Annotated in this window: 21 protein-coding genes; 13 read left to right on the top strand and 8 right to left on the bottom strand. The window is 60.5% G+C overall.

Annotated elements, in window-relative coordinates; all coding sequences use genetic code 11:
* Window positions 1-4: 4 nt before the first annotated feature.
* The 6 genes from CFBP1590_RS21155 to gap form a co-directional block, all read right to left on the bottom strand.
* Window positions 5-394, bottom strand: a complete 390-nt coding sequence (locus tag CFBP1590_RS21155) for a response regulator (RefSeq protein ID WP_004888002.1) — start codon at window positions 392-394, stop codon at window positions 5-7.
* Window positions 379-2097 (bottom strand): PAS domain-containing sensor histidine kinase, encoded by a 1719-nt coding sequence (locus CFBP1590_RS21150; RefSeq protein WP_088235857.1) that lies wholly within the window; start codon window positions 2095-2097, stop codon window positions 379-381. The genes CFBP1590_RS21155 and CFBP1590_RS21150 overlap by 16 nt, the downstream gene beginning before the upstream one ends.
* A 181-nt stretch (window positions 2098-2278) precedes the next feature.
* On the bottom strand, window positions 2279-3787 hold the full coding sequence (gene gcsR / locus CFBP1590_RS21145; protein WP_088235856.1) for a transcriptional regulator GcsR: 1509 nt from the start codon (window positions 3785-3787) through the stop codon (window positions 2279-2281).
* 611 nt (window positions 3788-4398) lie between these two features.
* Entirely contained in the window at window positions 4399-4755 is a 357-nt protein-coding gene (locus CFBP1590_RS21140) for a DUF5064 family protein (protein ID WP_029241961.1), read from the bottom strand.
* A gap of 81 nt (window positions 4756-4836) precedes the next feature.
* Window positions 4837-5307, bottom strand: a complete 471-nt coding sequence (locus tag CFBP1590_RS21135; RefSeq protein WP_057409671.1) for a YbaN family protein — start codon at window positions 5305-5307, stop codon at window positions 4837-4839.
* Between the two features lie 194 nt (window positions 5308-5501).
* Window positions 5502-6503 carry a type I glyceraldehyde-3-phosphate dehydrogenase gene (gene gap / locus CFBP1590_RS21130; RefSeq protein WP_043303119.1) on the bottom strand — a complete coding sequence of 334 codons (1002 nt, stop codon included), beginning with the start codon at window positions 6501-6503 and terminating at the stop codon, window positions 5502-5504.
* Between the two features lie 219 nt (window positions 6504-6722).
* Between gap and edd the strand changes: the two genes are divergently transcribed.
* From edd to CFBP1590_RS21080, 10 genes are all read left to right on the top strand, one after another.
* Window positions 6723-8549 carry a phosphogluconate dehydratase gene (gene edd / locus CFBP1590_RS21125; RefSeq protein WP_043303120.1) on the top strand — a complete coding sequence of 609 codons (1827 nt, stop codon included), beginning with the start codon at window positions 6723-6725 and terminating at the stop codon, window positions 8547-8549.
* Entirely contained in the window at window positions 8546-9511 is a 966-nt protein-coding gene (locus CFBP1590_RS21120) for a glucokinase (protein WP_004878557.1), read from the top strand. The genes edd and CFBP1590_RS21120 overlap by 4 nt, the downstream gene beginning before the upstream one ends.
* Window positions 9512-9559: 48 nt before the next feature.
* A complete protein-coding gene (locus CFBP1590_RS21115; protein WP_088235855.1) occupies window positions 9560-10297 on the top strand; it encodes a response regulator in 738 nt (245 codons plus the stop codon).
* 61 nt (window positions 10298-10358) lie between these two features.
* The gene (locus CFBP1590_RS21110; protein ID WP_004878562.1) at window positions 10359-11765 is read left to right on the top strand and encodes an ATP-binding protein; all 1407 of its coding nucleotides are present in this window, start codon (window positions 10359-10361) and stop codon (window positions 11763-11765) included.
* Between the two features lie 129 nt (window positions 11766-11894).
* Window positions 11895-13181, top strand: a complete 1287-nt coding sequence (locus tag CFBP1590_RS21105; RefSeq protein ID WP_029241966.1) for an ABC transporter substrate-binding protein — start codon at window positions 11895-11897, stop codon at window positions 13179-13181.
* Between the two features lie 103 nt (window positions 13182-13284).
* Window positions 13285-14193 carry a carbohydrate ABC transporter permease gene (locus tag CFBP1590_RS21100; RefSeq protein ID WP_004878565.1) on the top strand — a complete coding sequence of 303 codons (909 nt, stop codon included), beginning with the start codon at window positions 13285-13287 and terminating at the stop codon, window positions 14191-14193.
* The gene (locus tag CFBP1590_RS21095; RefSeq protein WP_025995015.1) at window positions 14186-15031 is read left to right on the top strand and encodes a carbohydrate ABC transporter permease; all 846 of its coding nucleotides are present in this window, start codon (window positions 14186-14188) and stop codon (window positions 15029-15031) included. Before CFBP1590_RS21100 ends, CFBP1590_RS21095 begins: the two co-directional genes overlap by 8 nt.
* Window positions 15032-15033: 2 nt before the next feature.
* Window positions 15034-16194, top strand: a complete 1161-nt coding sequence (locus tag CFBP1590_RS21090; RefSeq protein WP_029241967.1) for an ABC transporter ATP-binding protein — start codon at window positions 15034-15036, stop codon at window positions 16192-16194.
* Window positions 16195-16320: 126 nt separating this feature from the next.
* Window positions 16321-17682: a carbohydrate porin gene (locus CFBP1590_RS21085; RefSeq protein WP_088235854.1), complete on the top strand. Its 1362-nt coding sequence runs from the start codon at window positions 16321-16323 to the stop codon at window positions 17680-17682.
* A 125-nt stretch (window positions 17683-17807) separates the two neighbouring features.
* On the top strand, window positions 17808-18683 hold the full coding sequence (locus tag CFBP1590_RS21080; RefSeq protein ID WP_029241968.1) for a D-hexose-6-phosphate mutarotase: 876 nt from the start codon (window positions 17808-17810) through the stop codon (window positions 18681-18683).
* A 125-nt stretch (window positions 18684-18808) separates the two neighbouring features.
* Here CFBP1590_RS21080 and CFBP1590_RS21075 read toward each other — a convergent pair whose 3' ends face one another.
* Window positions 18809-19666, bottom strand: coding sequence for a MurR/RpiR family transcriptional regulator (locus CFBP1590_RS21075; protein WP_170969002.1), 858 nt, complete (start codon window positions 19664-19666; stop codon window positions 18809-18811).
* 227 nt (window positions 19667-19893) lie between these two features.
* On the opposite strand from CFBP1590_RS21075, the gene zwf reads away from it, so the two are divergent.
* The 3 genes from zwf to CFBP1590_RS21060 are packed head-to-tail and all read left to right on the top strand — an operon-like array spanning window position 19894 to window position 22755.
* Entirely contained in the window at window positions 19894-21363 is a 1470-nt protein-coding gene (zwf, locus tag CFBP1590_RS21070; protein WP_004878578.1) for a glucose-6-phosphate dehydrogenase, read from the top strand.
* Complete coding sequence (gene pgl, locus CFBP1590_RS21065) at window positions 21350-22063, top strand: 6-phosphogluconolactonase (RefSeq protein WP_058431883.1); 714 nt, start codon at window positions 21350-21352, stop codon at window positions 22061-22063. Before zwf ends, pgl begins: the two co-directional genes overlap by 14 nt.
* A 17-nt stretch (window positions 22064-22080) precedes the next feature.
* Window positions 22081-22755, top strand: coding sequence for a bifunctional 4-hydroxy-2-oxoglutarate aldolase/2-dehydro-3-deoxy-phosphogluconate aldolase (locus CFBP1590_RS21060; RefSeq protein WP_025995019.1), 675 nt, complete (start codon window positions 22081-22083; stop codon window positions 22753-22755).
* A 437-nt stretch (window positions 22756-23192) separates the two neighbouring features.
* On the opposite strand, the gene CFBP1590_RS21055 is transcribed toward CFBP1590_RS21060, so the two are convergent.
* Window positions 23193-23435: a DUF3820 family protein gene (locus CFBP1590_RS21055; protein WP_073163482.1), complete on the bottom strand. Its 243-nt coding sequence runs from the start codon at window positions 23433-23435 to the stop codon at window positions 23193-23195.
* Between the last annotated feature and the right edge of the window lie 59 nt (window positions 23436-23494).

Here is a 23494-nt window from a genome sequence, read left to right as displayed (position 1 = left end):
GCACTCAGGTGGTTGGCCGTTCGGGCGGATTCTTTGCCAGCAAGGTCTCGATGACCCGATACAGTTCCTTGTAACTCAGCGGCTTGGTGATGTAGGCATCACAGCCGGCGAGACGGATTTTTTCTTCGTCTTCTTTCATGGCCATGGCGGTCAGGGCAATGACCGGGATGGTCGCGGTCCTGGCATCGCTCTTGAGCAATGAGGTGGCCTGCAGGCCGTCCATTCCGGGCAAATGAATGTCCATCAGGATCAGCTGCGGCTGACACTCCTGCGCCAGTCTTAGGCCAGTCTCGGCATCTGTTGCTGCTGTCACACCATGCCCGGCGCTGGTCAACAGCAATTCGGCAAGGCGCATGTTGGCTGCGTTGTCTTCGATGATCAGGATTTGGGCCATGGCGCCTCCACAGGTGTGTGAGCGCGAATCGGCAGCCAGACCACGAAACGTGCGCCCAGGTCCTTGACGCTGGCGACCGCGACGCTGCCGCCGTGCAACTCGGCCAGCTGTTTGACCATTGCCAGGCCCAGCCCGGTGCCTTCGAATTTGCGTGACAGGCTGCTATCGATCTGGCTGAAGGCCTTGAACAGTTTGCTCATGTCGCTTTGTGCAATGCCGATCCCGGTGTCGCTGACGCTCAGTTCCAGGAACTGATCATGCTCGCCGGCGGGCAACTCGAAGCCATGGGTTGGCCAGTCGCCCTTGATCGTGCCAGCCAGTGCACGGGGCACTTGCCGTACAGCCAGCGTGACCCAGCCGCCGGGCGAGCTGAACTTCACTGCGTTGGCCAGCAGGTTGTAGACGATCTGTTTGGTCTTGCGCCGGTCCAGTTCCATCAGGCCGAAATCGGCTTCCGATTCCAGTTTGAGCTGAATGCTCTGCAATGCAGCCTGCTCACGAACGATCAGCAGGCTATTGCTCAGCAGCTCGCTCAGTTCGACCGGCTCCAGCTCCAGCTCCATCATGCCGGCCTCGACCTTGGACAGATCGAGAATGTCGTTGATCAGCGACAACAGGTGCTGGCCGCTGTTGAAGATGTCGCCGATGTACTTGCGCTGCGTATCGGTCATGTCACCGACCATGCCGTCGCGCAGTGCCTCGGAAAAACCGATGACGGCATTGAGTGGCGTGCGCAGCTCGTGGGACATGGTGGCGAGGAATTCGGACTTCATGTGGCTGGCATGTTCCAGCTCGACGTTCTTCTCTTCCAGGGTGCGTTCGAAGCGCTTGCGCTCGGTGACATCGCGGGCGGCGGCAAACACACCCTTGAGCTTGCGGTCACGGTCATGGAAGGTCGCGGCGTTGTAGGACACCACGGTTTCGGTGCCGTCGTAGGCACGCACGGTAAGTTCGTAATCGCTGACGGTGTGTTCGCTGAGCACGCGCTTGATGGCGGCTTCGGCGCTGGCCGGGTCGGTAAAGAAGTTCTTGCATGGCGCGCCGATCAGTTCGTCACGGGTTCTTCCGGTCAGCGCCATCATCTGCTTGTTGACGTCGGAAATGATGCCCTGTGGGTCGGTCATCATCAGTGCATCGGTGTTCGACTCGATCAGCGACCGGGTGTAGAAGTGCTGATCGCGAAGCCGCTGGTCGAGCAGGGCCTGGGTTTCTTCTTCCTGCTTGCGCGCCGTGTTGTCGGTGCCGATCAGCAGGTAACCGATGATGGTTTCGTTGCTGTCGCGCAACGACGTGACCGAGACCATGGCCGACAGACGACTGCCGTCCTTGCGGATGTAGGTCAGTTCGTAAATGTCTTCGATCCCGCGAGACGCTTTGAACACCAGTGCTTCGAAGCCTGGCGTGATGGGTGTGTTGAGTTCGTAGCTGAGGGCCGCCGCACGGGCGATCAGCTCGGTAGGGTCGGAGATGTCGGCCGGGGTGATCTTGTCGACCACATCTTCGGACTGATAGCCGAGCATGCGCTCGGCGCCGACGTTGAAAATCTGGATGACGCCGTGCTCATCGGTGGCGATGCTTGAAAAGTAGGCGCTGTTGAAAATCGCGTCCTGCAGCGCGCCTGTCTTGAGCAGGGATTTCTGACGACGTGATTCCGTGATCCTTTCGTCGCGAGACTCGGGTTCTACTTGCGGGGTTTGCATCATTGCTCCCGTGACTTCGTGAACCTTCCTGAGGACGAGGCTATACCGTCTGCGACCATCGGTCTAGCGACCGGCCACTCCAGAAAGTGTTGCCAGTCACACCTTGACTATCAGTGGTTTGCCACTAAATAGCTACCAATGGTTTGCTTCAGATTGGCCGTTTGTCGCTGCAGGCACGCTACCTTCAGGATTTGCCGGGAATGCCGTACTTGCGCAGCCGGTGGGCGATGGCGGTGTGCGAAGTGTGCAGACGCGTGGCCAGTTGGCGAGTGGAGGGATAGTCGGCGTAGAGTCTTTCCAACAGGTCCTTTTCGAAAGACTCCACGGCGTGCTCAAGGCTGTCGACTTCGACCGTGCTCTGGCCTGCAATAGCGGTGCCCGCGATGTCCAGATCGCCGATGTCCACCACGGCGCTTTCACTGATGGCTGCCGCGCGGAAAATCACGTTCTGCAGCTGCCGGACATTGCCAGGCCAGCGATTGCCCAGAAGGGCAGGGTAAGTACCGGGTGCCAGACGACAGACCGGTCGCTGGATCTGCGCGCAGGCCTGCTCCATGAAGTAGCGCGCCAGCAGCAGGATGTCCTGGCCGCGTTCGCGCAGGGGCGGCACTTCCAGGTTCAGGACGTTGAGGCGGTAGAACAGGTCCTCGCGGAAGGTGCCCTCGCTGACCATCTTTTCCAGGTCACGATGGGTGGCGCTGAGGATGCGCACATTGACCTTGACCTCGCGGTCGCCGCCCACCCGCCGAAAGCTGCCGTCGTTGAGAAAACGCAGCAGTTTGGCCTGCAGGTAGGGTGACATTTCGCCGATTTCGTCGAGAAATACCGTGCCCTGGTTGGCCAGCTCCATCAAGCCCGGCTTGCCGCCCCGCTGGGCACCGGTGAAGGCGCCAGGGGCGTAGCCGAACAGTTCGCTTTCGGCGAGGTTCTCTGGGAGCGCTGCACAGTTGAGGGCCAGAAACGGCTCGCCATGCCGGGCGCTGCTGGCGTGGCAGGCACGGGCAACCAGCTCCTTGCCGGTGCCGGTTTCGCCCTGAATCAGTAGAGGCGCATCGAGTGCGGCAATTCGCTGGGCACGCGCCTTGAGGGTGCGGATGGCCGGTGACTCGCCCAGCAGCGCATCGAAGCCTTCGGCGTGGTCGTGGTGCAGCGCTGAAAGGCGTTCGCCGATCCGGCTGGGCAGGTACAGCGTGATCAGCGCGCCCGCCTCGGTGATCGGTGTGGCATCGAGCAGCAGTGCTTCGCCGTTGAGGGTGATTTCGCGCAGCGGCAGACGAAAGCCGTTATCCAGCAACGCAGTGTGCAGGCTAGTGTCGGCGAACAGTTCACCAATGGGCTCGCCTGCGGGTTCGCGGCCGATCAGCGCGATCAGTGCCGGGTTGGCCAGCAACACATGCCCGGCACTGTCCAGCGCCAGCACCGGATCGGTCATCGCGGCCAGCAGCGCATCAAGCTGCAGGTGACGACGCTGACCGGGCAGGATGTCCACCACCGTGATCGCCTCGACACCCCGCACCCTGAACAGAGCGTCCTTGAGTTCTTCCAACATCTGATGGCTCAGGGTCGGCGCGTCGATATAGACGTTCGGCGGCACCATTTCCACGGCATCCAGATTCAGATTGCGCCCACCCAGAATCGCCAGCACTTCCTGGGTGATACCGACACGGTCGATGAAACTGACATGGATACGCATGAGGCAGAGCGGGTTCGCAAACGAGAGGCTGGCAAGTATGCCCTGTGGCGCGGCGTTTGGTGAAATTCAGCGTGATGACCCGAGAATGTGACGCAGAGCGTCACGGGCGGCGTGCCCACGCGGAGCGCTCATCGTTATACACAAGTTCGCAAGACGCGCAAAACGGGGTGCAAAACGAATGTGACTGACTGAATGCATACCCCGTGGGAGGCGGCTTGCCGGCGATGGCGTCCGTTCAGTCACTGATAGGTCGCTTCAGAAAAAGCATCGCCGGCAAGCCGCCTCCCACCGTCCGTGTTCGCAGCAAGACTCGGGTATAACTCGGAGCACAAGCATGGGCATGATCGGCGTGCTTGAGATCACGCTGATCGTTCCTACGCTCCGCGTGGGAATGCCTCCCAGGACGCTCCGCGTCCGCCCTCGAATGTGGCGCAGATGCGTGGACAAGCTCCAGCGTTATCCACGTCATGCGCTCGGCTCACTGAGCCCGCAATCTGTGCCATTTGTGACGCGGAGCGATGGGCACGATCAGTGTTGAGGCGGGCTTGTTTATAACGATGAGCGCTCTGCGTGGTAACGCGGCTCAGGACGCTCTGCGTCCGGTAGATGCCTTACTCCAGATGTTCAGGCTTCACCGGCTCGCCGGACTTGGCGTCCAGCTTGTCGCGGATGTCTTCGAACATGCGGTCGTAGTCCGGATGTTTGGCAATCGGCAGGGAATCGCTGTGGGGCAGGCCATGCTTGAGGGCGATGCGTCCGGCATCATGGGCGAAGTTGAAAGCCAGGTCGCGGGGCAGGTCGAACGCTTCGGAAAAGCTCTTGCCATCGATCTCGCCCTCCATCGTGAAGTGCATGCCGGTTCCTTGCTTGGGATCCTGACTCACTTCGTAACGCAAATGAACGTCGTAAGCGACCTCCGATGGCTGGAACGCCGCGTGAGTCATGTGCAGATGGCCTGGCTCGAACATGGAGATTGCCCCATTGAAATTGAGTGTCCACGTAGGACACTGTTCGCATCAGGGCGGTTCAGCCGGATATCGGACCGCTCTTCAGCGCGAAGGCGGGCGCTCGGCCTTGACCGGCTCGGGGCGCGACCATATCCACAGATTGCCCAGCGCCATCCCGGCGATTGCCAAATACAGCCACCAGACATGAGTCAGCAGGCTCAGCATCATCACCGCGCAGAACAGCATGCTGACCGTGGCGCTGATCTTGGCGCGCCGGGTGACCAGTCGGCCGTTGCGCCAGTTGTAAAGGATCGGCCCGAACACGCGGTGGTTCTCCAGCCAGGCGTTCAGGCGCGGCGAACTGCGTGTTGCAGCCCAGGCGGCCAGGAGAATGAACTCGGTGGTCGGCAGGCCGGGAATGAAAATCGCGGCAATACCAATGCCCAGGCTGGCATACGCGAGAATGCCAAACAGAAAGCGTGAAAGTCTGGAACCGGGTGGTTTGTACGTCATGGTCTCTACAGGCAGGTTCGAAAAGCCCGGCCAGCTTAACAGCACCTGACGCTTTTTCATGCGTGTGCCAATTCGGCTGTCGACGCAGGCACGCCCTGGCGTTCGGCCGTCAGCGGCAAGAAACAGGCATCGCGCAGTCAGAAAACGGGCGTCACTGCCCGGGAAGACGAGCGAGGTATGCGCCTTGGCGGTCTTGTCGGAGCGCCAAGAGCTGCGTGCCGACGCAAAGCATCGGCACGATCAGGCAGGATGAATTACTCGGCGTTGTGCAGCGCCAGACAGTTGTCCAGCATGCGGTTGGAGAACGCCCATTCGTTGTCGTACCAGGACAGCACCTTGAGCAGTTTGCCGCTCACTTTGGTGTGGTTGGCATCGAAGATCGACGACAGCGGGTTGTGGTTGAAGTCGTGGGAGACCAGCGGCAGGGTGTTGTAACCCAGTACCTTGGAGTGCTGGCTGGCTTCTTTCATCAGCGCGTTGACTTCTTCAGCAGTGGTTTCGCGTTTCAGGGTGACGGTCAGATCGACCAGCGACACGTTGATCACCGGAACCCGCACCGCCATACCCGTAAGCTTGCCCGCCAGTTCCGGCAGCACCAGGCCAACCGCTTCGGCAGCGCCGGTCTTGCTCGGGATCATCGACTGCGTGGCCGAGCGCGCGCGGTACGGGTCGGTGTGGTAGACGTCGATCAGGTTCTGGTCGTTGGTGTAGGCATGAATGGTGGTCATCAGGCCGTTTTCGATACCCAGTTCACGGTGCAGCACCTGGGCAACCGGCGCCAGGCAGTTGGTGGTGCAGGAAGCGCTGGAGATGATCTGGTGCGACTGACGCAGCGTGTCGTGGTTCACGCCATAGACGATGGTCGCATCTGCGCCGCTGGCAGGAGCGGAGATGATGACCTTGCGCGCACCGGCAGTGAGATGGGCGGAGGCTTTGTCGCGGCTGGTGAACAGGCCGGTGCACTCGAATACCACATCGATGTTTTGCGACTTCCATGGCAGCTCCGCAGGGTTGCGGATCGCGCTCACGGCGATACGGTCGCCGTTGACCGTCAGGCTCTCTTTGTCACACTCCACGGTGCCGCTGAACGGGCCGTGTACAGTGTCGAAACGCAGCAGGTGCGCGTTCATTTCGCTGTCGCCCAGATCGTTGATGGCGACGACCTGCAGGTCCTGTCGGTAACCTTGGGTATACAGTGCGCGTAGGACGTTGCGGCCGATGCGGCCAAAACCGTTGATTGCGATACGAAGAGTCATACAGCCGTCCTTCATAAATTTGTTGTTGGAATTACAAGATTATTCTCATAGAAATAGAAAACAAGCCTTTTTAGTGGCAATATTTTGTTTTATCTACAACTACAAGCCTGAAAGGCATGCCCCGTTGATCGAAACCAGGCCTTTGCGCGACAGCATTCGGACCCGATCATCGGAACCGTCTTTACGGGTGACCATAGACGTTAGCCTGGAGTTCATCACATGCATCCCCGCATTCTTGAGGTAACCGAGCGGCTGATCGCTCGCAGTCGTGATACCCGCGAGCGCTATCTTCAATTGATTCGCGGCGCAGCCAGCGAAGGCCCGATGCGCGGCAAACTCCAATGCGCCAACTTTGCTCACGGTGTCGCGGCGTGCGGTCCGGAAGACAAGCAGAGCCTGCGGATGATGAACGCCGCCAACATCGCCATCGTCTCCTCCTACAACGAAATGCTCTCCGCGCATCAGCCCTACGAACACTTCCCTAACCAGATCAAACAGGCTTTACGTGACATTGGTTCGGTCGGTCAGTTTGCCGGTGGTGTGCCGGCGATGTGCGATGGCGTGACCCAGGGCGAGCCTGGCATGGAACTGGCGATTGCCAGCCGCGAAGTGATCGCGATGTCCACGGCCGTGGCGCTGTCGCACAACATGTTCGATGGCGCGCTGATGCTGGGCATCTGCGACAAGATCGTGCCGGGCCTGATGATGGGCGCACTGCGTTTCGGTCATCTGCCGACCATTTTCGTGCCGGGCGGGCCGATGGTGTCCGGCATTTCCAACAAGCAGAAAGCCGACGTTCGCCAGCGCTATGCCGAAGGCAAGGCGACCCGCGAAGAGCTGCTGGACTCGGAGATGAAGTCCTACCACAGCCCCGGCACCTGCACATTCTACGGCACTGCCAATACCAACCAGCTGGTGATGGAAGTGATGGGCATGCACTTGCCCGGCGCTTCGTTCGTCAACCCGTACACACCGCTGCGTGACGCGCTGACCACCGAGGCTGCGCATCAGGTCACGCGCCTGACCAAGCAGAGCGGCAGCTTCATGCCGATCGGCGAAATCGTCGACGAGCGCTCGCTGGTCAACTCCATTGTGGCCCTGCACGCCACCGGCGGCTCGACCAACCACACCCTGCACATGCCCGCCATCGCCATGGCAGCCGGTATCAAACTGACCTGGCAGGACATGGCCGACCTGTCGGAAGTCGTGCCGACTCTCAGCCACGTCTATCCGAACGGCAAGGCCGACATCAACCACTTCCAGGCAGCGGGCGGCATGTCGTTCCTGATCCGCGAACTGCTGGCGGCCGGCCTGTTGCACGAAAACGTCAACACCGTGGCCGGTTATGGCCTGAGCCGCTACACCAAGGAGCCGTTTCTGGAAGACGGCAAGCTGGTCTGGCGCGAGGGGCCGCTGGAAAGTCTGGACGAGAACATCCTGCGTCCGGTGTCCCGTCCGTTTTCTGCGGAAGGTGGTCTGCGCGTCATGGAGGGCAACCTCGGCCGTGGTGTGATGAAGGTGTCCGCCGTGGCCCTTGAGCATCAGATCGTCGAAGCACCCGCCAAGGTGTTTCAGGATCAGCAGGAACTGGCCGACGCCTTCAAGGCCGGTGAGCTGGAGTGTGACTTCGTTGCAGTCATGCGCTTCCAGGGGCCGCGCTCCAACGGCATGCCCGAATTGCACAAGATGACGCCGTTCCTCGGCGTGCTGCAGGACCGTGGCTTCAAGGTCGCTCTTGTAACCGATGGACGGATGTCCGGCGCTTCGGGCAAGATCCCGGCGGCCATTCACGTTTGCCCGGAAGCTTTCGTGGGCGGTCCTCTTGCGCTTGTGCAAGAGGGTGACGTGATTCGCGTCGATGGCGTGAAAGGAACGTTGCAAGTTCTGGTCGAAGCGTCAGAATTGGCCGCCAGAGAACCCGCCACCTGCCAGATCGACAACAGCGTCGGCTGCGGTCGGGAGCTGTTTGGATTCATGCGCATGGCCTTCAGCTCCGCAGAGCAGGGCGCTTGCGCCTTTACCTCTAGTCTGGAGACGCTTAAGTGAAGTTGGCCCTGGTCGGTGATATAGGCGGTACCAATGCTCGTTTTGCCATCTGGGAAGACGACACGCTGCATTCTGTCCGCGTATTCCCGACCATCGACTACATCGGTCCGGAAAAAGCCATCGAGGTCTACCTGCAGGACCTCGAACTCAAGCGTGGCGACATCGGCTACGTCTGTCTGGCGGTTGCCGGACCCGTGGATGGCGATCTGTTCCAGTTCACCAACAGTCATTGGGAGCTGAGCCGCAAGGCGTTCTGCGAAGACCTGAAAGTCGACCACCTGCTGCTGATCAATGACTTCACCGCCATGGCGCTGGGCATGACCCGGCTCAAGGACGACGAGTACCTGACGGTCTGTCATGGTGTCGGCAAGCCGGATCGTCCACGCGCCGTGGTCGGACCGGGCACCGGGCTGGGGGTCGGCACGCTGATCAAGGAAAGTGACACGCGCTGGCTGGCGTTGCCGGGCGAGGGTGGTCATGTCGACCTGCCGATCGGGACGGCACGTGAAGCGCTGCTGTGGACGCGGCTGATGGCCGAGCACGAGCATGTCAGCGCGGAAGTGGTGCTCAGCGGTGCAGGCCTGTTGCTGCTGTATCAGGTCAGTTGCGCGCTGGATGACATCGAGCCTGAGCTCAAGTCACCGGCCGCCATCACCACAGCAGCGCTTGCAGGCGATCCGGTGGCTGCGGCTGTGCTGGACCAGTTCTGTGTGTTTCTGGGCCGCGTGGTCGGCAATCAGGTGCTGACGGTGGGCGGCCTGGGCGGTGTCTACATCGCCGGCGGCGTGGTTCCGCGTTTCACCGACTTCTTCATGAACAGCGGCTTCAAGCGCGCGCTCGCCGAAAAGGGCGTGATGAGCGATTATTTCAAGGGGTTGCCAGTCTGGCTGGTCACCGCCGAATATCCCGGCCTGATGGGCGCGGGAGTTGCGCTGCAACAGGCATTCGGTTCAGACATCTGAGCCGCGTCCGTAACAACAAAAATCAACAGCCAACGAGGACGCCTTCACGTGAGTTCAGTCAGTAAATCGATCCTGCTGGTGGATGACGACCAGGAGATTCGGGAGTTGCTGGACACCTACCTGAGCCGTGCCGGTTTTCAGGTTCGCACGGTCGGCGACGGCGCAGGCTTTCGTCAGGCATTCAACGAGGCATCCAGCGACCTGCTGATTCTCGACGTCATGCTGCCCGACGAAGACGGCTTCAGCCTGTGCCGCTGGGTGCGCCAGCATCCGCGTCAGCCGCATGTGCCGATCATCATGCTCACCGCCAGTTCCGACGAGGCCGACCGCGTCATTGGTCTGGAGCTGGGTGCCGACGATTACCTGGGCAAGCCGTTCAGCCCTCGCGAGCTTCAGGCGCGGATCAAGGCGCTGTTGCGCCGCGCGCAGTTCGGTCAGGAACGTCCCGGTGGCGACGTTATCCTGTTCGACGAGTGGCGTCTGGACATGGTCAGTCACCGGCTGTTTCACAACGACGGCGAAGAAGTGATCCTGTCGGGCGCCGACTTCGCTTTGCTCAAGCTGTTTCTGGATAACCCTCAGCAGATTCTGGATCGCGACACCATTGGCAACGCCACCCGTGGCCGTGAGCTGATGCCGCTGGAGCGCATCGTCGACATGGCGGTCAGCCGCCTGCGTCAACGGCTGCGTGACACGGGCAAGTCGCCGCGTCTGATCCGGACCGTGCGCGGCAGCGGCTATTTGTTGGCAGCCAACGTCAACGCGCAAGCAGGCAGCTGCTATTAACACGCCGGTGGCAGGCCCTAAAAAACGCAGCCTGCCGCTACCGCGTTCGCTGCTCGGGCGAATGCTGCTGTTGACGCTGTTGGCGGTGTTGATCGCTCAGACGTTGTCCAGCGTGATCTGGTTGTCGCAACTGCGAGCCACCCAGATGGAAGGGCTGGTGACCAGTGCGCGCAGCCTGGCGTACTCGATGGCGGCCAGCGTCAGTTACTTCCGTTCCCTGCCGCTCGCCTATCGTCCGCTGGTGCTGGATCAGTTGCGCAGCATGGGCGGCACGCGCTTCGTGGTCTCGCTCAACGATCACCCGCTGGACATGCAGATCCTGCAACCCACGCCGCGCAAACAGGCGGTGCTCGATGTGGTCGGCCAAGTGCTGCGTCAGCACTTGGGCAACGATCCCGACATTGCCGTGTGGTTCGTCAAACCCGATGACCTACGAATCTTCAACAGCGGGCTCAAGCTCGACGAGTTGCCGCGTTCCTGGGCGCATTACGCACTGACCCTGGAGCCGGTCAACCCGCCGGTGCTGGTTACGCAGATCGAAATGGCGCCCGGCGAATGGTTCTACATCGCCTCGTTGCTGCCCGAGCCTTACACCACCCTCGAAGAGCAGGATCTGCCGATTCAACAGGTCTGGTTCATCGGCCTGACCAGCGCGTTTCTGCTGCTGTTCATTGGCCTGCTGGTGCATTGGCAAAGCAGGCCGCTCAAACGCTTGGCGCGTGCTGCGCGGGACATGTCACTGGGTGCGGATGTCGAGCCGGTGGTGGAGGGCGGCGGCAGTGAAGTGGTTGAAGTGAGCCGTGCCTTCAATGCCATGCGCACCCGGATCAGTCGCTACCTGACCGAGCGCGGCCAATTGTTCAGCGCCATTTCCCACGACCTGCGCACACCGATTACTCGCCTGCGGCTGCGTGTCGAGCTGCTTGAAGACGAGCAGATGCAATACAAGTTCGGACGCGATCTCGACGAACTGGAGCTGCTGGTGAAGGGCGCGCTGCAGTGCGTCAAGGACACTGATATCCATGAAAACATCGAGCAGGTGGACCTCAACGTGCTGCTCGACTGTCTCGTCGAACCCTATCTGCGTCCGGATGGAGAAGGGCGTGTCACTCAGACCGGCGCAGCCCTGTCCTGCTATCCCGGCAAGCCGCTGGCCCTCAGGCGCTGCATCGGCAATCTGATCGACAACGCTCTCAAGTACGGTGACCGGGCGCACCTCAAGGTCGAGGACAACGCGCTGGCCTTTGTGCTGCATGTCGATGACGAAGGGCCGGGTGTGCCTGAACAGAGGCTGGAGCATGTCTTCGAGCCGCATTTCCGTCTGGCGGGCGGCAATCAGCAAGGCTACGGCTTGGGGCTGGGCATCGCGCGCAATATCGCCCATAGCCATGGCGGGGAGGTGAGCCTGCAGAATCTTCGCGAAGGCGGGCTGCGCGTCACGCTGTACCTGCCGCGTACATCAGAGTGATATCGAATGTAACCATCCGGTGACATTCGCGCATCCCTTCGTTACCGTCCTCGCGATTCGCTTGGTTAGACTCCCACGAAGCGCAAGCACCAGACTTGCTCATGCATAACAACAAGAAAGGTCAATTCGATGAATTCAATGTCACGCCTCGCCGTTGTCATCTCCCTCGCCTCCCTGTTCCCGCTGAGCGCCCATGCTGCTGATGCCAAAGGCACTGTAGAAGTCGTGCACTGGTGGACGTCGGGTGGCGAAAAAGCTGCGGTTGATGTCCTGAAAGCGCAAGTTGAAAAAGACGGCTTCACCTGGAAAGACGGCGCCGTGGCCGGTGGTGGTGGTTCCACTGCCATGACCGTGCTCAAAAGCCGCGCCGTTGCCGGCAACCCGCCTGGCGTTGCCCAGATCAAAGGCCCGGACATTCAGGAATGGGCGTCCACCGGTCTGCTCGACACCGACGCGTTGAAAGACGTCGCCAAGGCAGAAAAATGGGACTCGCTGCTGGACAAGAAAGTCTCCGATACCGTGAAGTACGACGGTGATTACGTTGCCGTGCCGGTGAACATTCACCGCGTCAACTGGCTGTGGATCAACCCTGAGGTCTTCAAGAAAGCCGGCATCGAAAAAGCGCCGACCACCCTCGAAGAATTCTACGCCGCTGGCGACAAGCTGAAGAAAGCCGGTTTCATTGCGCTGGCTCACGGCGGTCAGCCATGGCAGGACAGCACCGTGTTCGAAGCGGTCGTGATGTCGGTCATGGGTGCAGACGGTTACAAGAAAGCCCTGGTTGATCTCGACAAGGATGCACTGACCGGCGAAGGCATGGTCAAGTCGCTCACCGAACTCAAGAAAGTCACGACCTACATGGACGCCGACGGCAAGGGTCAGGACTGGAACCTGGAAGCGGCCAAGGTCATCAACGGCAAGGCCGGTATGCAGATCATGGGTGACTGGGCCAAGAGTGAATGGACCGCCGCCAAGAAAGTCGCGGGCAAGGATTACCAGTGCGTAGCCTTCCCGGGCACCGACAAGGCGTTCACCTACAACATCGACTCGCTGGCTGTGTTCAAGCAGAAGGACAAGGGCACGACCGCTGCCCAGCAGGATCTGGCCAAGGTTGCGATGGGTGAGGACTTCCAGAAAGTCTTCAGCATCAACAAGGGCTCGATTCCGGTTCGTGAAGACATGCTCAATGACATGGCCAAATACGGCTTCGATTCCTGCGCGCAAACCGCAGCCAAGGACTTCCTGGCGGATTCGAAAACCGGCGGTCTGCAACCGAGCATGGCGCACAACATGGCCACCTCGCTGGCAGTCCAGGGCGCGTTCTTTGATGTGATCACCAATTACATCAACAACCCGTCAGCCGATCCGGCCGCGACCGCCAAGCAATTGGCCACCGCCGTCAAGTCAGCCCAGTAATCCGCATAACCTGACGTACCGCTGCAGTCTGCGCGGGTGGAATCGAAACCGATTTCACCCGTGCCTGTGGCCTGAATTCGATACACCGAATGGGATACTCCCGATGAGCTCTGTCGCTGTGTTCAGCAAAGCCTCGCCACTGGATACATTGCAACGTTGGCTACCGAAACTGGTGCTGGCGCCAAGCATGTTCATCGTGTTGGTTGGTTTCTACGGTTACATCCTGTGGACGTTCGTCCTTTCGTTCACCAACTCGACGTTCCTGCCGTCCTACAAGTGGGTCGGTCTGGCGCAATACGCGCGCCTGATGGACAACGACCGCTGGTGGGTCGCGAGCAAGAACCTTGCAGTGTTCGGTGGCATGTTCATCGGCATCAGTCTGGTGATCGGTGTCTTTCTGGCGATCCTGCTGGACCAGCGCATCCGTCGCGAAGGCGCGATCCGCACTATTTATCTGTACCCGATGGCGCTCTCGATGATCGTCACCGGTACGGCCTGGAAGTGGCTGCTCAACCCGGGCCTGGGTCTGGACAAGATGCTGCGCGACTGGGGCTGGGAAGGCTTTCGCCTGGACTGGCTGATCGATCCTGACCGTGTGGTGTATTGCCTGGTGATCGCCGCTGTCTGGCAGTCGTCCGGCTTTGTGATGGCACTGTTCCTGGCCGGCCTGCGCGGTGTCGATCAGTCGATCATCCGTGCTGCGCAGATGGATGGCGCGAGCCTGCCGATGATCTACTGGCGCGTGGTGCTGCCAAGCCTGCGTCCGGTGTTCTTCAGTGCGGTGATGATCCTGGCGCACATCGCGATCAAGAGCTTCGACCTGGTGGCTGCGATGACGGCCGGTGGCCCCGGTTACTCCTCGGACCTGCCCGCCATGTTCATGTATTCCTTCACCTTCAGCCGTGGCCAGATGGGCATGGGTTCGGCGAGTGCGATTCTGATGCTCGGCGCGATCCTGGCAATTCTGGTGCCGTACCTGTACTCCGAGCTGAGGACCAAGCGCAATGACTAGTCTTGTAGGCAAGCCAGGCATCAGCCTCAGCCGCGTGGTGATTCACGCCGTGCTGTTGCTGGCCTGTTTGATTTATCTGGTTCCGCTGGTGGTCATGCTGTTCACCAGCTTCAAGACCCCGGAAGACATCGGCACCGGCAACCTGCTGAGCTGGCCGAGCGTCGTCACCGTCATCGGCTGGGTCAAGGCCTGGGACATCGTCGACGGCTATTTCTGGAACTCGCTGCGCATCACCGTTCCAGCCGTGATCATCTCCACCGCCATTGGCGCACTCAACGGCTACGTGCTGTCGATGTGGAAATTCCGCGGCTCGCAACTGTTCTTCGGCCTGTTGCTGTTCGGCTGCTTCCTGCCGTTCCAGACCGTTCTGCTGCCTGCGTCCTTCACGCTGGGCAAGATGGGCCTGGCCAACACCACCACGGGCCTGGTGTTCGTTCACGTGGTCTACGGTCTGGCATTCACCACGCTGTTCTTCCGTAACTACTACGTCAGCGTGCCGGATGCGCTGGTGCGCGCCGCACGCCTGGATGGCGCAGGTTTCTTCACCATCTTTGGCCGCATCATCCTGCCGATGTCGACGCCGATCGTGATGGTGTGCCTGATCTGGCAGTTCACCCAGATCTGGAACGACTTCCTGTTCGGCGTGGTGTTCTCCAGTGGCGAATCGCAGCCCATTACCGTGGCGCTGAACAACCTGGTCAACACCAGCACCGGCGCCAAGGAATACAACGTTGACATGGCGGCGGCGATGATCGCCGGGCTGCCGACACTGCTGGTGTACGTACTGGCTGGCAAGTATTTCCTGCGTGGGCTCACAGCCGGCGCGGTCAAGGGGTAATCATGGCGACTCTCGAGCTACGCAACGTCAACAAGACCTACGGCACCAACCTGCCGGACACGCTGAAGAACATCGAACTGTCGATCAAGGACGGCGAGTTCCTGATCCTGGTCGGTCCGTCCGGTTGCGGCAAATCCACCCTGATGAACTGCATCGCGGGCCTGGAAAACATCACTGGCGGCGCGATCCTGATCGATGGCGAAGATGTCAGCGGCACCAGTCCGAAGGATCGTGACATCGCGATGGTGTTCCAGTCCTACGCGCTGTACCCGACCATGAGCGTGAGAGAAAACATCGCGTTCGGCCTGAAAATTCGCAAGATGGCGCCTGCTGCCATTGAAGAAGAGGTGGCACGGGTCGCCAAGCTGCTGCAGATCGAGCACCTGCTCAACCGCAAGCCGGGCCAGCTGTCCGGTGGTCAGCAACAGCGTGTGGCCATGGGCCGTGCCCTGGCACGCCGTCCAAAGATCTACCTGTTCGACGAACCGCTTTCCAACCTCGACGCCAAGCTGCGCGTCGAGATGCGTACCGAAATGAAACTGATGCACCAGCGTCTGAAAACCACCACTGTGTACGTGACCCACGACCAGATCGAGGCCATGACACTGGGTGACAAGGTCGCGGTCATGAAGGATGGCATCGTCCAGCAGTTCGGTACGCCCAAGCAGATCTACAACGACCCGGCCAATCTGTTCGTGGCCAGCTTCATCGGCTCGCCGCCGATGAACTTCATCCCATTGCGCCTGCAACGCCAGGACGGCCGTCTGGTGGCGCTGCTCGACAGCGGTCAGGCGCGCTGCGAACTGCCGGTTGGCGTCAGCGACGCCGGGCTTGAGGATCGGGAAATCATTCTGGGCATCCGTCCTGAGCAGATCACTCTGGCGAGCGGCGAACCTACCGCGCTGCCGACCATTCGCGCCGAAGTCCAGGTCACCGAACCGACCGGTCCGGACACGCTGGTGTTCGTCACACTGAATCAGAGTAAAGTCTGCTGCCGTCTGGCGCCGGACGTTGCGCCACAGGTCGGCGAAAGCCTGACCCTGCAATTCGATCCTTCGAAGGTTTTGCTGTTCGACGCCAAGAGCGGTGAGCGTCTGGGCGTGTTGGGAAGCCAGCCTTCGGCTGAGCGTGTGAACAATGTTTCCCAGTTGAGCCGCAAGTGATAGCTTGATCCACCGAGCACAGCTGGCGGGTCGCCTTTCGCTCAGGCAAGCGACCCACCAGCGAACACGAAGCAGTGATGTAAGACGTAAACCAAAGCTAATAACAATAAAACGAGGATTGATGGGATGAAGAAGATCAACAAGGCTAAATCGCATTCCCGGCTGCAGTTGGTAGGCAAGCTGTCCGTTATTGGTGCAATGAGCCTGGCAGGTAGCGCTCATGCGGCAGATGCGTTTTCCTACGACTCACCGTGGATGACCGGTGACTGGGGCGGAAAACGTACCGAGCTGCTCGACAAGGGTTACGACTTCTCGCTGGAATACGTGTCCGAGATGGCCAGCAACATCAAGGGCGGCTACAACGATGACAAGACCGGCCGTTACAGCGATCAGTTCGCGCTGGGCATGAAGGTCGATCTGGAGAAGGTGCTGGGCTGGAACGACGCTGAATTCAAGCTGGCGATCACTGAGCGTAGTGGCCGCAACATCTCCAACGACCGCATCGGCGATCCTCGCGCCGGCACCCTCAGCTCCTCGCAGGAAGTCTGGGGTCGTGGTCAGACCTGGCGTCTGACGCAAATGTGGGTCAAGCAGAAATACTTCGACGGCGCGCTGGACGTCAAGGTCGGTCGTTTCGGACCGGGCGAAGACTTCAACAGCTTCCCGTGCGATTTCCAGAACCTGTCGTTCTGCGGCTCGCAGGTCGGTAACTACGTGAACACCTGGTACAACTGGCCAATCAGCCAGTGGGCCTTGCGCGTGAAGTACAACATCACGCCTGAAGTGTATGCGCAGATCGGCGTGTACGAGCAGAACCCGTCGAACCTGGAAACCGGCAACGGCTTCAAGCTCAGCGGCAGCGGCACCAAAGGCATGATCCTGCCGGTGGAACTGGTCTGGACACCTACCGTCAATTCGTTGCCGGGTGAGTACCGTGTCGGCTTCTACAAGAGCACGCCGAATGCCGACGATGTCTATGAAGACGTCAACGGTCAGCCTCAGGCTGTTACCGGCGCTGCGTTCAAGTCGCATGACAGCAAGAAAGGCTGGTGGGTCGTCGCTCAGCAACAGCTGACTGCACACAACGGCGATGCCTCGCGCGGTCTGAGCATCTTCGCCAACGCCACCGTGCACGACAAGGAAACCAACTTTGTCGACAACTACCAGCAGATCGGTTTCACCTATAAAGGTCCGTTCGATTCCCGTCCGAAGGATGACATCGGCATCGGCTTCGCCCGTATCCACGTAAACGATGATGTTCAGGATCGCCGCCGTCTGCAGAACCAGATCAACAACATCAACGACTACGACAATCCGGGCTTCCTGCCAGTGCAGCAGACCGAATACAACTCCGAGATCTACTACGGCTTCCACGTCACCAACTGGCTGACCGTGCGTCCCAACCTTCAGTACGTCAAGCACCCGGGCGGTGTTGACAAGGTTGACGATGCCATCGTGGCAGGTCTGAAGATTCAGTCGAAGTTCTGATTCAGAGCTGACATGAATCATGAATGACGCATAGAGCGATCAAGGGTCGTGTGTGCTTTGCGGGCAGCCTGGCTGCCCGTTTTTTATTGGCTTGAATTCCCCTTTTTTTCAGGACGCGACTGGCGATGACTTCCGACGACGCGCAGATTTCCGAGCATCCCCTGCAACGCTTCTTCCGATCCCGCCGCGCCCGTCCGACGTTCGAGTGGGAGCGCCACCAGTTGCGCGATGTGCTGGTGATCGACCATCCGCAGTGTCAGGCGGTGTTCAGTCGGCAGGGCGCGCAGTTGTTGCACTTTCAGCCCCGCGACCAGAAGCCCTGGCTCTGGTGCGCGGCGCAATGGCCGCAGGTAGGGGCGATTCGGGGCGGAGTGCCGGTTTGCTGGCCCTGGTACGGGCGGCATCCGGGCGAAAACGGCTGGCCGGCCCATGGCTGGGGCCGTTTGCTGGACTGGAAGCTGATCGACAGCAGCGAAAGCGAGGCGGGCGTGAGCCTGCATTGGCGCTTGCAGCTCTGCGACTGGCAGGCCGACCTGCATGCCCAGCTGGGGCAGTGCATGGAACTGAGCCTGAGCACCTGCCATGAAGACAGCGAACCCTGCCATTTCAGTCATGCACTGCACGCCTATTGGCGCATCAGCGACGTTGCCCAGGTGGCGCTGCAAGGTCTGGACGGTGCGCCGGGCTATGACGAACTGAGTCGTCAGGCGTGCCAGCAACACGGTGCGCTGCGGGTGGCGGGCGGCTGCCAGCGAGTCTTCGAGCACGAGGGCGCGTTACAGCTTCAGGATCCGGCCTGGGCGCGACAGTTGAACATCGACACCGGCGACAGCACCAACACCGTCGTCTGGCACCCCGGTAACCGTCCATTACTGGGCGTGTGTGGCAGCGAGACCGCAGGCTTCGTTCGCGTGGAAGCGGCATCAGGCAGCGGCGAAAGCTTCAGCCTTGCGCCAGGGCAGCACGCGCAGCTCAAGCTACAGGCGCAGTTGGCGTATTGAGCGTTCGCTTGCGAATGTGACGCAGAGCGATGGGCACGATCAGTGCGCGGTGAGGGTTGATCGTTCCTCACGCTCCGCGTGGGAATGTCTCTCGGGACGCTCCGCGTCCGCTCTCGGGCTGGCGCTCAGCCCTGATCCTCGACTGGATAGCGGCTGTCGTTGAGGCTTTCCTTGATCTTGCGCAGGTGCGGCTGGAAGTCCACGCCACGGCGCAGGGTCATGCCGGTCGCCAGCACGTCCAGTACGGTGAGCTGGATGATCCGTGAGGTCATCGGCATGTAAATGTCGGTGTCTTCCGGCAGCGGGATGTTCAGGCTGACGGTGCTTGCCTGGGCCAGTGGCGAACCGGCAGCGGTCAGGCCCAGTACCGAAGCGCCGTTGGCCCGTGCAATGCGCGCGACTTCCACCAGCTCGCGGGTGCGGCCGGTGTAGGAAATGATCACGAACAGCTCACCGGTGTGCGCCACCGACGCAATCATGCGCTGCATCAGCACATCGGCATGCGCCGTCACCGCCAGATTGAAGCGGAAAAACTTGTGTTGCGCGTCGAGCGCGACAGGTGCCGAAGCCCCCAGACCGAAGAAGTGAATCTGGCGCGCCTGGATCAGCATGTCCACCGACTTGCTGATCAGCGTCGGGTCCAGTTGCTGGCAGGCGCTGTCCAGTGACGCGATGGCGCTGCCGAAAATCTTCTGCGTGTAAGCCTCGGGATTGTCATCGGCTTCGACCGCACGGCTGACGTAAGCCGCGCCGCTGGCCAGGCTCTGGGCCAGTTGCAGCTTGAGCTCCGGGTAACCACTGACATTGAACGAGCGGCAGAAACGATTGACGGTCGGCTCGCTGACTTTCGCAGCCTGCGCCAGCGCGGCGATGCTCAGTCGCGTCGCCATCTGCGGGTTGAGCAGAATCACTTCGGCCACCTTGCGTTCGGCCTTGTTCAGCTCATCGAGTCGGCCCTGGATTTGCTCCAGGAGGTTTCTAATGCGGTCCATTCAAAATCCTTGTCGGGGCTGATTCACCAACGGTTTTCGCTCGAGCTTTTATTAGCCCTTTAGCCTGTAGCAAAGGTGGCCTATCGTACTGAGGGCCTGTGTTGATCACCACTGGAATATGCTTTTAGGCAGAATGTTGTGGTTATTACTACATATGGCCTTGAGTAACGCCTTTAAAAAAGGTATTTGTAGCCTAACTTGATAAAAGAACCAACATTATGCCCTTGATTACGGTTGAACCGTGCACATTTGCCCTGTTTGGTGCCCTGGGGGACCTGGCAGTTCGCAAGCTGTTCCCGGCTCTTTATCAGCTTGATCGCGCTGGACTCCTGCATGAAGACACAAAAATTCTTGCGCTGGCGCGAGAGCCGGGCGACGCACCGTCGCATCTGGCCTACATCGAACAATCCATGCGTCGCTTCATTTCCGAGGCGCAGCTTGAAGACGAACACGTTTCCCGTTTCCTGGGGCGCCTGAGCTACCTGCACGTCGATTTCCTCAAGGCCGAGGATTACGTTGCACTGGCCGAGCGCGTGGGTGACGCAGAAACCCTGATCGCCTACTTCGCCACACCCGCATCGGTGTATGGCGCGATCTGCGAGAACCTGGCCTCGGTCAATCTGGCAGACCGCACCCGCGCGGTGCTGGAAAAGCCGATCGGCCACGACCTTGCGTCTTCGCGTCGCGTCAACGATGCCGTCGCGCAGTTCTTCCCGGAAAACCGCGTCTATCGCATCGACCACTATCTGGGCAAGGACACGGTACAGAACCTCATTGCCTTGCGTTTCGCCAACAGCCTGTTCGAAACCCAGTGGAACCAGAATCACATTTCCCACGTGGAAATCACCGTGGCCGAGAAGGTCGGTATCGAGGGCCGCTGGGGCTATTTCGATCAGGCCGGCCAGCTGCGCGACATGATCCAGAACCACCTGCTGCAACTGCTCTGCCTGATTGCGATGGACCCGCCGAGCGACCTGTCGGCCGACAGTATTCGTGACGAGAAGGTCAAGGTGCTCAAGGCACTGGCGCCGTTCACGCCCGAGCGTCTGGCGACCCAGGTGGTGCGCGGTCAGTACACCGGCGGCTACAGCGAAGGCAAGGCGGTGCCCGGTTACCTGGAAGAAGAAAACTCCAACACCCAGAGCGACACCGAAACCTTCGTCGCCTTGCGGGCCGACATCCGCAACTGGCGCTGGTCGGGCACGCCGTTTTACCTGCGCACCGGCAAACGCATGCCGCAGAAACTGTCGCAGATCGTGATCCACTTCAAAGAGCCGCCGCACTACATCTTCGCCCCTGAGCAGCGTTTGCAGATCAGCAACCGTCTGATCATCCGCCTGCAGCCGGATGAAGGCATTTCCCTGCAGGTGATGACCAAGGATCAGGGCCTGGACAAGGGCATGCAACTGCGCAGCGGTCCTCTGCAACTGAATTTTTCCGACACTTACCGCAGCGCTCGGGTCCCCGACGCCTATGAGCGGTTGTTGCTGGAAGTCATGCGTGGCAATCAGAACCTGTTTGTCCGCAAAGATGAAATCGAGTACGCGTGGCAATGGTGTGATCAGTTGATCGCAGGCTGGAAGAAGGCGGGCGATGCGCCCAAGCCTTATGCGGCCGGATCCTGGGGGCCGATGAGCTCCATTGCTCTGATTACTCGCGACGGGAGATCCTGGTATGGCGATATGTGACCTTGAGCTGCCAGCAGGGCTGGTAGCGCGTGAATTCGACAACCCGCAGCAGTTGGCCGATGCGCTGGCTGCGAATGTGGCCGGGCAACTGAACGCGGCCATCGGCGAGAACGGCCTGGCGACCCTGGTGGTCTCCGGCGGCCGCAGTCCGGTGGCGTTTTTCCAGAGCCTGGCGCAACAGCCGCTGGACTGGAGCAAGGTAGTCGTCAGCCTGGCTGACGAGCGCTTTGTGCCGACCGAGCATGCCGACAGCAACGCGGGTCTGTTGCAGCGTCATCTGCTGCAAGGCCCTGCGGCCAAGGCGAAATTCCTTGGTCTGTACAACGTGGCGGGCAGCGTTGAGGAGGCCGCATTGGCGGCCGACAAGGCGCTGGCCGAGCTGCCGCCCATTGACGTACTGATTCTGGGCATGGGCGATGACGGCCACACTGCGTCGCTATTCCCCAACAGCCCGAACCTGACCGAGGCCTTGAGCCTGGACAGTGAACGCCGTTGCCTGCCGATGCTGGCTCCCAGCGTGCCGCATCAGCGCCTGACCCTGACCCGCCGCCTGTTGGCGTCGGCGAAGCGACCAATCCTGTCGGTGTCCGGGCAGGCCAAACTCGACACTCTGCGCGCGGCGCTGGCGGGCGATGATCTCGCCGAAATGCCGGTCCGTGCCTTTCTAGAACCGTCTCTTGAGATTTACTGGTGCCCATAAGCAAAGGAAACGTCGCCATGACACAGAACGAAAATAATCAGCCGCTCAACAGCATGGCGAACAAGATTGTCCAGATCGATGAACTCTGCGCAAAAGCGAAGATTCTGCCGGTCATCACCATTGCCCGTGACGAGGATGTTCTGCCACTGGCCGACGCTCTCGCCGCTGGCGGCATGACCGCTCTGGAAGTCACCCTGCGTTCGGCGTTCGGCTTGAGCGCCATCCGCATCCTGCGTGAACAACGCCCGGAACTGTGCGTGGGCGCAGGCACGATCCTGGATCGCAAGATGCTGGCCGATGCCGAAGCCGCAGGTTCGCAGTTCATCGTCACCCCCGGCAGCACGCAGGATCTGCTGCAGGCCGCCGTTGACAGCCCGCTGCCGTTGCTGCCAGGTGTCAGCAGTGCCTCGGAAATCATGATCGGCTACGCCATGGGCTATCGCCGATTCAAGCTGTTCCCGGCTGAAATCAGCGGTGGGGTAGCGGCGATCAAGGCCCTGGGCGGACCTTTCAACGAAGTACGCTTCTGCCCCACCGGCGGCGTCAACGAACAGAACCTCAAGAACTACATGGCCCTGCCAAACGTCATGTGCGTTGGCGGTACCTGGATGATCGACAACGCCTGGGTCAAGAATGGCGACTGGGGCCGCATTCAGGAAGCGACTGCGCAGGCGTTGGCGTTGTTTGACTGAGTAAGTCTGGAAGACGCGTAAAACGGCGCCAAGACGAAACTGCCTGACTCGACACATACCCCGTGGGAGGCGGCTTGCCGGCGATAGCGTCAGTTCAGTCACCGACGTGGCGCTTCGGAAAACGCATCGCCGGCAAGCCGCCTCCCACTGTAGTCCGTGGTTGCAGCAAGCCTTGGATATAACGCTGAGCGCAAGCATGGGCATGATCGGCGAGCGCGATATCACCCTGATCGTTCCTCACGCTCCGCGTGGGAATGCCGCCCAGGACGCTCCGCGTCCGCTCTCGGGTATGACGCAGCTTCACGTGCTGCATGCGCACCCGTGATGGGCACGATCAATACGAGGCCAGACGTCTGGCCCCGTTCAAAGAAGTTGTTGTTGGTTGTATGGCTTTGCGGTGTGCCCTGGTCCGGCGCACCGTTTTTTTTTGCCTCCGCTCAGGCACCGCGGTCCTTGAAGGACTGACGCGGGCGAGTGCGGATCGGGTCCAGTATCTCGCTGAGGCCGTTGTGATCGATCTCCTGCATCAGGGCCAGCAGGCCACCCAGCTCACCTTTCGGAAAGCCCTCACGGGCGAACCAGTTCAGGTAATGGCCGGGCAGGTCGGCGATCAGCCGTCCCTTGTACTTGCCAAATGGCATTTCCTGGGTGACCAGCAGCTTGAGTTTTTCAGGATTCACGGACGGGACCTTCTGTCGTTTCGCTTGAACCAACACGATACGTGCATTCTGCATGCAGG

Source organism: Pseudomonas viridiflava, from assembly GCF_900184295.1.
GTDB classification, from domain to species: domain Bacteria; phylum Pseudomonadota; class Gammaproteobacteria; order Pseudomonadales; family Pseudomonadaceae; genus Aquipseudomonas; species Aquipseudomonas viridiflava.
The sequence above is the reverse complement of the archived record's forward strand: the minus strand, read 5'-3'. Positions and strand labels throughout refer to the sequence as shown.

Excerpts from the sequence above, each read along its gene's own strand:
- CFBP1590_RS21060 (WP_025995019.1), top strand. The coding sequence starts at position 22,081 with ATGACACAGAACGAAAATAATCAGCCGCTCAACAGCATGGCGAACAAG.
- CFBP1590_RS21095 (WP_025995015.1), top strand. The coding sequence starts at position 14,186 with ATGACTAGTCTTGTAGGCAAGCCAGGCATCAGCCTCAGCCGCGTGGTG.
- CFBP1590_RS21105 (WP_029241966.1), top strand. The coding sequence starts at position 11,895 with ATGAATTCAATGTCACGCCTCGCCGTTGTCATCTCCCTCGCCTCCCTG.
- CFBP1590_RS21150 (WP_088235857.1), bottom strand. The coding sequence starts at position 2,097 with ATGATGCAAACCCCGCAAGTAGAACCCGAGTCTCGCGACGAAAGGATC.
- gcsR (WP_088235856.1), bottom strand. The coding sequence starts at position 3,787 with ATGCGTATCCATGTCAGTTTCATCGACCGTGTCGGTATCACCCAGGAA.
- CFBP1590_RS21135 (WP_057409671.1), bottom strand. The coding sequence starts at position 5,307 with ATGAAAAAGCGTCAGGTGCTGTTAAGCTGGCCGGGCTTTTCGAACCTG.
- zwf (WP_004878578.1), top strand. The coding sequence starts at position 19,894 with ATGCCCTTGATTACGGTTGAACCGTGCACATTTGCCCTGTTTGGTGCC.
- CFBP1590_RS21090 (WP_029241967.1), top strand. The coding sequence starts at position 15,034 with ATGGCGACTCTCGAGCTACGCAACGTCAACAAGACCTACGGCACCAAC.
- edd (WP_043303120.1), top strand. The coding sequence starts at position 6,723 with ATGCATCCCCGCATTCTTGAGGTAACCGAGCGGCTGATCGCTCGCAGT.
- gap (WP_043303119.1), bottom strand. The coding sequence starts at position 6,503 with ATGACTCTTCGTATCGCAATCAACGGTTTTGGCCGCATCGGCCGCAAC.
- CFBP1590_RS21100 (WP_004878565.1), top strand. The coding sequence starts at position 13,285 with ATGAGCTCTGTCGCTGTGTTCAGCAAAGCCTCGCCACTGGATACATTG.
- CFBP1590_RS21140 (WP_029241961.1), bottom strand. The coding sequence starts at position 4,755 with ATGTTCGAGCCAGGCCATCTGCACATGACTCACGCGGCGTTCCAGCCA.
- CFBP1590_RS21080 (WP_029241968.1), top strand. The coding sequence starts at position 17,808 with ATGACTTCCGACGACGCGCAGATTTCCGAGCATCCCCTGCAACGCTTC.
- pgl (WP_058431883.1), top strand. The coding sequence starts at position 21,350 with ATGGCGATATGTGACCTTGAGCTGCCAGCAGGGCTGGTAGCGCGTGAA.
- CFBP1590_RS21155 (WP_004888002.1), bottom strand. The coding sequence starts at position 394 with ATGGCCCAAATCCTGATCATCGAAGACAACGCAGCCAACATGCGCCTT.
- CFBP1590_RS21110 (WP_004878562.1), top strand. The coding sequence starts at position 10,359 with ATGCTGCTGTTGACGCTGTTGGCGGTGTTGATCGCTCAGACGTTGTCC.
- CFBP1590_RS21085 (WP_088235854.1), top strand. The coding sequence starts at position 16,321 with ATGAAGAAGATCAACAAGGCTAAATCGCATTCCCGGCTGCAGTTGGTA.